The 12,725-nt window shown below is 44.5% G+C and carries 8 protein-coding genes; 4 read left to right on the forward strand and 4 right to left on the reverse strand.

Features of this window, described 5'->3' with window-relative positions:
• Positions 1 to 140: 140 nt before the first annotated feature.
• The 3 genes from guaB to cysS form a co-directional block, all read right to left on the reverse strand.
• Positions 141 to 1,613 (reverse strand): IMP dehydrogenase, encoded by a 1,473-nt coding sequence (gene guaB, locus ACTQ9T_RS12595; RefSeq protein WP_189584734.1) that lies wholly within the window; start codon positions 1,611 to 1,613, stop codon positions 141 to 143.
• Between the two features lie 696 nt (positions 1,614 to 2,309).
• Positions 2,310 to 4,304 carry a mechanosensitive ion channel family protein gene (locus tag ACTQ9T_RS12600; RefSeq protein ID WP_440465288.1) on the reverse strand — a complete coding sequence of 665 codons (1,995 nt, stop codon included), beginning with the start codon at positions 4,302 to 4,304 and terminating at the stop codon, positions 2,310 to 2,312.
• A 313-nt stretch (positions 4,305 to 4,617) separates the two neighbouring features.
• A complete protein-coding gene (cysS, locus tag ACTQ9T_RS12605) occupies positions 4,618 to 6,078 on the reverse strand; it encodes a cysteine--tRNA ligase (protein WP_440465289.1) in 1,461 nt (486 codons plus the stop codon).
• 239 nt (positions 6,079 to 6,317) lie between these two features.
• Here cysS and ACTQ9T_RS12610 point away from each other — a divergent pair, with 239 nt between their 5' ends.
• On the forward strand, positions 6,318 to 6,959 hold the full coding sequence (locus tag ACTQ9T_RS12610; protein WP_440465290.1) for a cob(I)yrinic acid a,c-diamide adenosyltransferase: 642 nt from the start codon (positions 6,318 to 6,320) through the stop codon (positions 6,957 to 6,959).
• Positions 6,960 to 7,101: 142 nt separating this feature from the next.
• Here ACTQ9T_RS12610 and ACTQ9T_RS12615 read toward each other — a convergent pair whose 3' ends face one another.
• Positions 7,102 to 8,073, reverse strand: a complete 972-nt coding sequence (locus tag ACTQ9T_RS12615; RefSeq protein ID WP_440465291.1) for a hypothetical protein — start codon at positions 8,071 to 8,073, stop codon at positions 7,102 to 7,104.
• Between the two features lie 427 nt (positions 8,074 to 8,500).
• On the opposite strand from ACTQ9T_RS12615, the gene ACTQ9T_RS12620 reads away from it, so the two are divergent.
• The 3 genes from ACTQ9T_RS12620 (at position 8,501) to ACTQ9T_RS12630 (ending at position 12,601) form a co-directional block, all read left to right on the forward strand.
• Positions 8,501 to 9,229, forward strand: coding sequence for a glycerophosphodiester phosphodiesterase (locus ACTQ9T_RS12620; RefSeq protein ID WP_440465292.1), 729 nt, complete (start codon positions 8,501 to 8,503; stop codon positions 9,227 to 9,229).
• 450 nt (positions 9,230 to 9,679) lie between these two features.
• Complete coding sequence (locus tag ACTQ9T_RS12625) at positions 9,680 to 10,858, forward strand: acyl-CoA desaturase (protein ID WP_189585261.1); 1,179 nt, start codon at positions 9,680 to 9,682, stop codon at positions 10,856 to 10,858.
• A gap of 276 nt (positions 10,859 to 11,134) precedes the next feature.
• The gene (locus ACTQ9T_RS12630; protein ID WP_440465293.1) at positions 11,135 to 12,601 is read left to right on the forward strand and encodes a protein adenylyltransferase SelO; all 1,467 of its coding nucleotides are present in this window, start codon (positions 11,135 to 11,137) and stop codon (positions 12,599 to 12,601) included.
• The last annotated feature ends 124 nt before the right edge of the window (positions 12,602 to 12,725 follow it).

Below are 12,725 nucleotides of genomic sequence, written 5' to 3' on the forward strand. Positions count from 1 at the left end.
AAAAACAGCCAACAATGACGGGGCATTGTTGACTGTTTGTATCCTGATGTCACTGTCATGCTGTCTGTCAGTGACTATCGACGTTCTTAGGACTAAAAAGTTATTAGGATTAAGAAGTTATTAGGACTAAAGTGTTTTAATTAATCCACTCGATAGTTCGGTGCTTCTTTGGTGATTTGCACATCATGCACATGCGACTCTTTCATGCCCGCAGACGTCACCTTGATGAACTGTGGTTTGGTACGCATATCTTCAATAGTTGCACAGCCAGTATAGCCCATTGATGAACGTAAACCGCCTACCAATTGATTCACGATACCTGCCACTGGTCCTTTATAAGGAACGCGACCTTCGATGCCTTCTGGAACCAGTTTTTCTACGCCATCTTTGGCATCTTGGAAATAACGATCTGATGAGCCATTCTGACCTGACATCGCACCTAAGCTACCCATACCGCGATATGCTTTATAATAACGACCTTGGAACAGCTCAACTTCGCCTGGGGCTTCTTCAGTACCGGCCATTAATGAGCCGACCATGATACAAGAAGCACCAGCTGCGATGGCTTTTGCCATGTCACCTGAGAAGCGAATACCACCATCAGCAATCAATGGGATACTGTCTTTTAGGGCGCTGGCCACATTATCAATGGCTGAGATTTGTGGTACACCAATACCCGCGATGATACGTGTAGTACAAATAGAGCCAGGACCGATACCAACTTTTACCGCATCAGCGCCCGCATCACGTAACGCTAGAGCTGCATCACCGGTAGCGATGTTGCCACCGATAACTTGTACATGAGGGAAATTTTTCTTGATCCAAGAGACTTTTTCAATCACGCCCTTTGAATGACCGTGTGCCGTATCGACCACGATAATATCGACGTCAGCTGCAATCAATGCTTCAACGCGCGCTTGCGTATCTGCACCCGTACCGACAGCAGCGCCGACACGTAAGCGGCCTTGCTCATCTTTACAAGCATTTGGGTTGTTTTCAGCTTTGGCAAAGTCATTGACCGTAATCAGACCGCGCAGACGAAAGTCTTCATCAATCACGATCACTTTTTCGATACGGTGCTCATGCAGCAATTTTTTGATATTTTCATTGCTCTCACCTTCTTGCACGGTGACTAGCTGCTCTTTTGGCGTCATGATATAGCTAACTGGTAACGACAGATTGGTCTCAAAACGCCAGTCACGATGTGTGACGATACCGACGACTTTATCCGTGCCCTTCTCTACCACAGGTACACCTGAGATATTGTTGTTTTGGGTCAATCTTAATAATTCACCAATCGTCATTTCAGGATGCACAGTGATAGGATCGACTACCGTTCCTGCTTCGAATTTTTTGACGCGGCGTACTTGTGTGGCCTGCTTATCGATATCCATGCTCTTATGCAAGATACCCAAACCACCCAGCTGTGCCATGGTGATAGCCATTTCAGATTCGGTGACGGTATCCATAGCAGCCGAGATTAGCGGCAGATTCAGTGTGATACTTTTGGTCAAACGCGTGGACAGATCGGCAGATTTTGGCAAGATTTCAGAGTAGGCTGGTAACAATAAAACGTCATCAAAGGTGAAGGCTTCATCGACAATTCGTAACATACAGACCCCTAGTGGTGGTTATTTTGATGGGTGGGATTTTCGCATTAAGACAATCAATCAAGATCACCATTATGACTTTACGACGTTCAACCCTTGTTTGTTAAAGGCTTTGAATCATAGAGCTTTAGATAATAAGCAATGTACCAGTCGTTATTTATAATCAAACATTATTTGTCATCAAATAAAGACACTAGAAAACTGCTATTGATTTATCAGTGGTAAGAAAACGCAAATACTGCGCAGCCTTATCTTTAATCGCTCAGTTATCCCTTAAAAATAACGCCATATTATAACAAATAAGCAAGCAAATCGCATGCTATATTTGTCAGTGGGTTTTACTCACAGCTGTCTATCGATAGTGAGGCTGTACATTCAATTTTTTGAGCGTCAAACTAGGGTCTGTTGAACATCAAAATGTGGAACTGGCAGTGGCTATTTTTTAGACAATACGCAGTGAAATTTTTGACGCCTAGTCATTCTAGGGTAGACAATTTCGCCATGTATTGGCAAAAAATAGCCCTGCCCCTGCTTGTATACTTGGGGCTGATACTAAAATCACCCCAAACGTTGTTATAAACCTAGCTAAGGTCTAGACATTATCGTCGGTTTGCGCCTGATTTGATAAAAGGTTTGGGGCAATTTTAGCGATCAGCAGTCCTAATATTTGAAGGTTCAATAGACCCTAATAGACATTGACTACTTTTGTCTCAATACAAGGTGCTCAGCTGGTAAATAATGCTTTTGTTCACGGTATAAATAATCAAGCATCTGCTCACGTATCTCACAGGCCAATGTCCATGCTTCTACAGGGCCTACCGCTGAAACAGCGCCGCGCAGTTGAATGGTCTTTTCAGTCACCTCAACGACAAATATTTCAGGCTCAGTTTTGTTGTCCCAAAGCTTGTTGTCTTTCACCACCGAGATAAACTGCTGGCGAATGGCATCAATATCTGCGCCGTAATCGATATATAAGAACACAGGACAGGTCTGATGCACTTCTGTATGCGACCAATTCTCTACCATTTCGGTGATCAATTCGCGCATCGGCACGATTAATCGACGTTCATCCCATGTTTTTAGTACCGCATAAGTGTAACGCAGGTCTTCAACGGTACTAAAGTTGCCATCCATTATCACACTGTCGCCAATTCGTACGGGCTGGGTCACTGCTACCTGTACTCCAGCAATGATGTTACCCAATATTGGTTGAGCGGCGATACCAATGACCACGCCAGCAATGCCAGCCGAAGTCAGTAAGGTTTTGCCAAAGCCTTCCATGTTGGCAAACTCACTCAGACCTATCCAAATACTGCCCAACACCATGACAAATACGAAGACGCGGCGAAATATCGAGACATAAGTGCGACGACGGCGCACTTTGTCAAACTGCTCCTCTCCTAGGTTTTCAATCTGCATATCTTGATAGCGGTTAGCAAAAAAGTTGATAACGCGTATACCGAGCCACATGGCGCTAAAGACCAATCCAATCCAAATAATCGGACGTATAGAGGAAGCGACTGCATCCAAGTAAGGAAAGCCACCCGACACCAAAGTAAATACCGATGAGAAGCTGATGGTAAAGGTTAGCGGTACTGTCAGCTTATTGACCAAATCTTCCACGCTATTATGGTGGAGCGTACTCAGCCGATTGCCGGCTTTATCTTTGACATACCAATTGAGAAGCTTGCCAGCACCTTTACTGAGTAACCAGCCTACGCCCATGGTAAAAGAGAAGAAAACAAGTAATGCTAAAAACTCCCAGATGGCGATACTAAATAACTGTAATTTTGTCCACGCTGGTAAATAACGCTCAAACTTTGCAGGATGATATTGCTCATAGAGGTTATCAATATTACCAACCGTTTGGGCAGAAAATATCCAAAAAGGCGCACTATCATTAATGCGCACACGCTCTAGATGTATGGGTACACGGCGCTCACGATAATCAATATAACCAAGCTGAATAGAGCGTCTAGGAATGCCTTGAATACTGTTCGTGCTACCAAGCGGTGGCTCAATCAAACCGTCAGGGCGATCTGGCAACTCATCAAAAACATAGAGCTTTTTTTCAATCAACAAAAAATCAAGTTGTTTGGCCAGATCTATCGCCCGACTACGCTGTAACTTACCATCAATCAAATTCATATTGAGCGCATAAGCAGCCAAATCATACTGCTGCTTCATGACGGCTGACTGAAAAAACTCCAAGGTGGCAAGCGGCGTGGATAAATTTGGTGGTTCAGCGAGCGGTGGCAATCCTGCATTTAGTTTGTTTAAAGAATAATAGCTTTCGTTATAATCACCAGTGAGACCCGTATCTCCTTGCAGTACGCCTGCTTGCTGCACTGCATCCTTGTCTAAGGGATTGACAACTTCATCTGCAATCTCCGAGACACTAATGCCTTCTTTTTTGATCTGTTCAATTTTCTGTGCCGTGTAATCCGCCAAGTTTTCTGGCTTCGCAAGCACAGTATTTAGTGCATTACTTTGATTTTCGACGACCGTATTGTTGTTGGTAGCCGCTGTCGCAGGAAGATAAAACACACTACATACCATGATCAGCATGCTGAGTAAAAGTGTCAGTCTACTATGATGGCGCACAGCACTGCCACCAACATCATAAATAGCGTTAGGTCTATCATTGACGTTGTTAACGTGTGTAGTGTCTAGAGAATGTAGGAAATTTTGCATAAGAAAAATCTTGGCCTCAGTATATTCTTAACCTAATGCAGTCTACAAAAAAAAGCCAGCGCAATGCTGACTTAATTTATTAGGGCGTGTCCTCATTTTAAAAATGAGGATAAAAGTGAGGTAAATGGCAGTCAAACAAGGAAAATAGCGCAGATAATATCGAGATATTACCTAGCTAATTGACGATGTTTGGCAAGATTTAACCACTTTTAGCCCATTTAGATCGCTATCGGTTAAATTGAGGACATGCCCTAGTTGACGTATTTTATGGTTGATACCATCTATGTTGAGCAAAGCACTATTAAGCACAGCATTAGGCACGGCGCCAAGTCGTACCAGCACGGCTATCTTCAAGCTCAATGCCTGCCGCTTTTAATTGCTCACGCACCTCATCGGCACGCGTAAAATCTTTATTGGCTTTAGCCTCTGCTCGCTCAATGATTAGACCATCAATAACCGCATCAGTTAACCCGTCATCTGCTTGATCACCGACGACTGCTTGTAAGAACTGTGATACTGGTTGCTGTAGTACATTTAATACCTGTGCCAAGGCTTTGAGCTGCTGCGCCCATTGCCAAACACTCGCCACGTCTTCAGCTTTGATGGCTTTATTGATATCGCGTGCCAGCCCAAACAACACGCTAATGGCCGTCGAGCTATTAAAATCATCATTCATGGCTTTAATGAAGTCTTGCCCAGCAGCGCTATTGTAAGCGTCATTTATTAACGCCTCATTGATTATTAATTCTTCACCTTTTTGCTGTTCAGCCAGCTTTAAGGTATTGTATAATCTGCTTAGGCTATTATGGGCTTCTTCCAAGGCACTATCAGAGAAATTCACCTGACTGCGGTAATGGCTTGATAATAAGAAAAAGCGCAACGTTTCAGGATGGAAATGCGCAATGACATCACGAATGGTGGAAAAGTTATCCAATGACTTAGACATTTTTTCGCCATCGACATTAATAAAACCAACATGCATCCAATTGCGTGCATACTCACAGCCAGTCGCTGCTTCAGACTGCGCAATCTCGTTTTCATGATGCGGGAACTGTAAGTCATGACCACCGCCATGAATGTCAAAAGTATTGCCCAAGCACTTGGTCGACATCGCCGAACATTCGATATGCCAGCCTGGACGCCCTTGACCCCATGGTGACGCCCATTGTGGCTCATCAGGTTTTGCAGCTTTCCATAATACAAAATCAAACGGATTGCGCTTATCGTTCTCCACATCGACGCGCGAGCCTGCCTGCATATCATCAAGATTACGTTTGGACAATTTGCCATAGTCAGCAAAACTATCGACGGCATAGTAAACATCGCCATTGTCGCCAGCATACGCGTAGTCACCAGTGACCAACGTCTCAATCATTTGCTGCATCTCGTCGATGTGGTCAGTTGCCCGCGGTTCGGCATCAGGCGTCAAGCAGCCAAGCGCTGAGAAGTCTTCGTGCATCGCTTTAATAAAACGCTCAGTCAATACACCAATGTCTTCGCCATTTTCGGCAGCGCGCGTGATAATTTTGTCGTCGATATCGGTAATATTACGCACATAATTGACGTCATAGCCCAATTGCGTCAGCCAGCGTACGGCCATATCAAAGCCTATCATCATGCGCGCATGACCAATATGACAATAATCATAAACAGTCATGCCACACACATACATACCTACTTGCCCGGCTTTGAGTGGTACAAACTGACGTTTACCGCCAGTCAGTGAATCATAAATGGCAAGCTGAGACATCGCATCGGCAAGAGGTGTGGTCATGGTATAAAAGCCTTTTAATTAGAACAAGATAGATAAATTGAGATGACGATAAAATATGAGTACCGTACTATTAGCCACTAACCGCGACTAATGAGATGATAAATTTAAAAGTTAACGCTTTATAAAAAATAATCACTTTATAAAACTTAACCCATTATCTTAGCGAAATCAGCCGGAAAATACTACAATGAGCGCACAACTAACCCTATTCAATGATAAAAACCGTTAAGGATGTAGAAATGGGCAATCGATTAAGCAAAATATATACACGCACCGGAGATGATGGCAGCACCGGTATGGCAGATGGCAGCCGCGTGAGTAAAGCCGACAACCTATTTAGCGTGATGGGTGATATCGATGAGCTCAACTCACACATCGGTCTGGTACGCGCGCACTTGGCACAAGCTACCCATAATAATGAAAACGCAAACCAACAGCAGTTGCCTGAACGCTTACAGCAGCAAAAAGAACTAGACTTTGCTCAAGCCTTAGTCATTATTCAGCACTTATTATTTAATATCGGTGGCGAGTTGGCCATGCCAGAATATGAAGGTGTCAATGCCACTCATATCGAATGGTTGGAGCAACAGATTGACGCGATGAACACGACCTTACCACCGTTAAAAGACTTTATTCTACCGACAGGCTCACTATTGGTCAGTCAATTGCATATAGCGCGTACCGTTTGTCGCCGTGCTGAGCGCCAAGCGGTACTCTTACAGCAACAACGTCCACCAGCCATTCGCGGTACTGCGATTAGCTTTATAAATCGCTTGTCTGATTGGTTATTCGTCGCGGCGCGTTTTTGCACCGATCCTGCCCAAGTCTCTGAAGTGCTGTGGGACAGTCAAGTCTTGCAAAATTTCACTAATGATAAATAATCACTCATAGCACAGCACAGCACAGCGATATGAGGCTATATGCCAGCCTATCGATCAGCCAATAGCTCATACAGAAAAGCCCGCAGCGTAAAAGTTGCGGGCTTTTTGAAGGTGCTATTAGCAACTGCTGCGTCTTGACGACTTAATATGTAGCGCTATCATCTTCGACGATGACCATATCAATGCTGTCATCATTAGGCACTAACTTTGGCGTTGTTTGTGTTGCTGGCTTTTTGGCGTCAGCACTTGCCGCGGCGGCTTGGTTGTTTTCTGTAGCGCTACTCTGACTGTTGCTGCTTGGATTATTAATGGTCGGCGGCGTAGCAGGCTCTACTGGACGAACAGGGGCGGTTGGCGTCACTATTCTTGGCTGACGGGTTGGCGCTGATTGATCGTTGTTATTGTTCTGTGCAGCGTCACGGCGACTTTCAGCCTGTTGAGCGGCACGTTGGGCGCGCTGCTCATCAACCGCTGACTTAAACACCGAGCCTGCCATCACATCTGCCACTACAGTCAGTAGTGCTGGCTGTCCAGCAATACGGGTACGAACTTGACCACCTTGAGTACCGACGACATACGTAAAAGCGTCGTCAACGAGCATATTATTATTGATACGAATATTGTTTTGCGCTAATCGAGACTGCAAGCTTGGTTGGTTACCAGCCGCTTGTACTTGACTTGCTTGATATAAGTCTTCGCTTGGCAAAGTCATACTAACGCTTGCCTGACAAGTCGTCATACCATTGTTATTGGCTTCTTGTAAGATTGCAGCATTTTGCACATCGATAATAATGCCATTGATTTTGTCAGTGACAACACCACCGTTTAGACTGATTTCTGCCTCATTGGCATAATTGGCAGCCAACGTTTGGGCTTGCTGATTGAGCGTGTTTTTCAGCGTGGATTTCAAGCGATCTTGTACCAGCGGATCATCACAACTGACGGCAGGAGCGATTACGTTATCGTCAGTCGCTGGTTGATCTGCCGTTGCTGCTGTCGTTTCAGCGCTATCGTCCTTGTCTGAGCGATCACAACCTGTCACGGCCAAACCACATATCAGACTAATACCCGCGACGTGCTGCCATTTGATCCACTTGCTTTTTGCTACGCTCATACTCAATTTACTCCCAATTTACTAATGCTTACCGCCAGCGATGGACGGTATTTGACATTCAGATCGCAACATTTGCCGCGATAGATTTGAAAATCAGATTATTATACGGTGTTTGAATAGGATGGTCATTAGTGTAACTCCCTACTGTACAAATAATGTCCAACATTCTGCCCAAAACCTATGTTTGGTTGCAAAAACATAACAAATACATACTTATATCATCGCTAATAATTTTTAAACAACAGTTTATTTCTAGCGGAAAATTACAACAAACCTTTTTTGAAACGACTTTCAAATATCAACTTACTTTTTTATATTACCACTCTCTACGGCAACGCCTGAGCAAAAAATATTTTGCGAATTTTATTAGATTCTGTTGGTTGGACGCTATATCATTACTCGTAAAAATAGCCGACAGTTCCTCATTATGATAAATCTTAACAACACGCTTTTGCTCGGTCATCGCGGTGCACGCGGTGAAGAAGTCGAGAACACCTTGGCAGGTTTTGAGCATGCGCAGCATTTACAGGCACGGGGTTTAGCGGGGGTTGAGTTTGATGTTCAGCTAAGTGCTGATGGACAATTGGTTGTGTTCCATGACGATAACTTAGAACGCATGTGTGGTCAGCAATCGCATATCGACCAGTTAACGCTCGCTGAGATTAAACGCTATCGGCAGTATGGATATCCAGTCATGACTTTAGCGTGCACTTATGATGTACTGACCAATTTTCGCTATATCGAACTTGAGATAAAGACCCATGAGCGCACCAATTATACGCAGTTGGTTAACGCGCTAGCACACAACCTCAATGATACGCCACTTGCCAGCTTACCTATGGTGATGACCAGCTTTGATGTCGAGCTGCATGCTCGCTTGCAACGTCATCCGCTATTGATGCATACCCCACGCGGCTTGCTTATTCGCACACCTGACGCCTTGGCAACGGCGCCCAATACCGCATTGCAACTGGGCTGTAGTCGACTGGGCATCCACTACCCGCTCCTAACTCAGTCCGTCATTAAAAACAGCCATCGTTATGGTTTGCCTGTTAGTGCGTGGACGGTCAACGACATCGATACCATTAAATCACTAATAACGTGGCAGGTTGATGTGATTATTACGGATTTTCCGACCCACCTATTGGTACACTAACGGTCCGACACCCCTCTTGAAAAAACCTCACACCCCCTACATATCTATCGTGCTACTTACACTTTTACGCTATGCCTGATAAGTCACCGGTTATTTACAGCAATGAATACTATAATTGATACAAGTTATTGTTATTTAGCAATATTTTTATAGTGTATAAGTGTTCACTTTACTTAGTTTTTAAGGTACTATGGTGTCTTAAATTAATACCGTTAGGGATATTATATGATTGCAAAAAAAGCACTTGGCTTACCGCTTAAAGGCTTACGTTTCGCTATCAAATCTGGCGACACGCTTGTAAAAACTGCCAGCACTCAAGTAACGCGTTTTAAAACTCGTTTTGACGAAAAAAAGGCGCAAGCTGCTTTTGATGAGCAACCTGTAGCAAAACGCAACTATGCGACAGATTCTGCAAAAACTGACGTTTCTACACAAGAGCAAAGCATTGATATGCGTGAGTTTGAGTTCACAAAAGCGCCGATCAACTGGATTCCAGCGACTATCTTGGTAGCCACACCAATTGCTGCCGCCATTATTACGCCATGGTATTTATTTACGCATGACGTGAGCGCGCCTGTTTGGGGCGTATTTGGTGCCTTTATGGTATGGACGGGCATGAGCATCACAACCGGTTACCATCGTCTATTGGCGCATCGTGCTTATAAAGCGCATCCGATTGTTAAAAACTTCCTATTGCTTGGTTCTACTTTAGCGGTGCAAGGCTCTGCGTTTGACTGGGTATCAGGTCACCGTACTCATCATCGTCATGTAGATGACCGTTTGGATGATCCATATTCAGCAAAACGCGGTTTTTGGTTCAGTCATATTGGTTGGATGCTACGCAACTACCCTAGCGGCAAGTTTGACTACAAAAATATTCCTGACTTGACCAAAGACAGAACGTTACAGATTCAGCATAAATACTACGGTCTATGGGTCGTTGCCTTGAATGTTGGTATGGTCGCTGCTATTGGTTGGTTATTGGGTGATGTCTGGGGTACGCTGGTTATAGCTGGTTTGCTACGCTTAGTATTGACGCATCACTTTACGTTCTTTATCAACTCGTTATGCCATATGTTTGGTAGCCGTCCTTATACGGACACTAATACAGCCCGTGATAACTTCTTCTTGGCCATATTTACGTGGGGTGAGGGTTACCATAATTACCATCACTTCTTCCAATATGACTATCGTAATGGCGTGAAATGGTGGCAGTATGATCCAACCAAATGGTTGATTGTAGGTTTATCGAAGCTGGGTCTGACAACAGATCTACGTACAGTAGATGACACGACCATCAAGCATGCTGAAGTGCAAATGCAGTTTAAGGCAGCACAACAGAAAATTGATACAGCAACCGTTGGCGGCATTGATCTACCTCATGCAATGAAGAGCTTCCAAGATCGTATTAAGTTTGAATTTGATGCGTTCACCCAGACAGTAGAAGAATGGCAGGCACTAAAAGCCAAGACTATTGAGATGAAAAAGACAGAGTTTGCAGATCGCTTGCATGAAGCTGAAGACATACTGAAAAATGACTATGCCAAGATTGAACAAAAAATCCTTGAGCATAATAGCAATTTAAAGACGGCATTTCGCTCTATTGGTCATAACGCCAAAGCGGCTTAAACGTTAACAGTAATCTGACTTTTCTATTTTGACTTTTTTCCTTCCCTTTATCTGTAATAGATAGAGGGATTTTTTTATCTAACGTTTATTCATAGCACTTATTTATGAGGTTTATAAAATCCAACAGGATTCATTAGACAGTCTTGAGAGGCGCAGATTACAAGAGATGGACAGAGTGAAACGCTGCAATGGTAAGGCTATGCTATAGTAAGCAAGTCACTCAAATAAGTCACTTAATTTATAATTCGATTATATTATTCGATGGGAAAGCCTTGCATGCGCTATCAAAACACCTACGTCAATCTAGACACGCGTCTCTATCATAAACAGCCTCCTACGCCACTAGACAATCCACGGATTGGTCACTTCAATATGCAGGTGGCACAGCAACTGGGCTGGGCAGACGATGAGGACTTAATGGCACGCTGGGTTGAGATACTCGGTGGTCAATACCTGCCAGCAGATTTTAAACCGTTAGCCATGGCTTATGCGGGTCATCAGTTCGGGCAATGGGCTGGTCAATTGGGTGATGGGCGCGGATTATTGATGGCGCAAGTGCTCGATAATAACGACCAACCACAAGACTTACATCTTAAGGGTGCTGGCCTGACGCCCTACTCGCGGATGGGAGATGGACGGGCAGTGTTGCGCAGTACCATTCGTGAGTATTTATGCGGTCATGCATTAACGCAGCTTGGCATCGCCTCCTCCAACGCCTTGGGCTTTGTGGTCTCTGATACAAGGGTACGCCGTGAGCGCATAGAAGCTGGTGCGGCATTGATGCGCGTGGCTGACAGTCATATTCGATTGGGTCATGTCGAGTGGATTGCCAGCTTCGCCCCTGATGTACTCAGTGAATTTACTGACTATATGATTGACACTTACTACCCAGAGTGCCGCCAAAGTGAGACACCAGTATTGGCGTTTTTGACCGCAGTGGTTGAGCGTACCGCACGGATGATTGCCGACTGGCAGCTGATTGGCTTCGCTCATGGCGTGATGAATACAGATAACTTATCGATCACGGGCAGTACCTTGGACTTTGGGCCGTTTGGCTTTATGGAGCGCTTCAATCCTGCATGGATTAACAATCATTCTGACCACACTGGGCGTTACGCTTATCAGAATCAGCCCGCTATCGGACATTGGAATCTAAATACTTGGCTACCACACTTCATGCGCTTAGAGGGAGTAACGCGTGAGACGCTGGCTGACTGTTTGGCACCTTACGAGGCGACCTTTATGCAGCACTATCAGCAGGGGCTATGCCGTAAACTTGGATTGCCGCATGCAAAAGAAAGCTTAATGTTGGCCTTTGAATGGCTCACTTTTCTCGAAGACAATTTACTCGACTATACCAATAGCTTTCGGGCGTTATTGGCTCTCGTAGCGCCAAACGATTATCCTTATGAGCAGCAGCTACTGTCTACCATGACGGCAGAGCTCACCGACGAAGCAAATAAAGTTTGGCAAGACTGGTCAGCACGTTATCTGGCGCAATTACAGCCGTTGTCTATTGAACAAGCACTCAATGACATGCAAGCGAACAATCCTGCTTATATATTGCGTAATAGCATGGCTCAGCGTGCCATTACCGCCGCTGAACAAGGTCAATTCGAGGAAGTTAATCGTGTATTCGAGCTACTTGCCAATCCTTATGATGTCCAAGCTATCGCTACCGATTTAGATAGTGCGCCGCCTGCACCTCACGCACCGCAAATGCCCATTAGCTGCTCGTCTTAATACATCTACTGTTCGATAGTATTTTAAAACATTGTAAAATTAAGGTTGATATTTGCCTCTGTTCTTTGGCATTATCAACCAGCTAAATAATGAATATCATTTTATTATATTGTTCGGACAATTC

The organism is Psychrobacter sp. ASPA161_6 (assembly GCF_051970285.1).
In the GTDB taxonomy this organism is placed as follows: domain Bacteria; phylum Pseudomonadota; class Gammaproteobacteria; order Pseudomonadales; family Moraxellaceae; genus Psychrobacter; species Psychrobacter glaciei.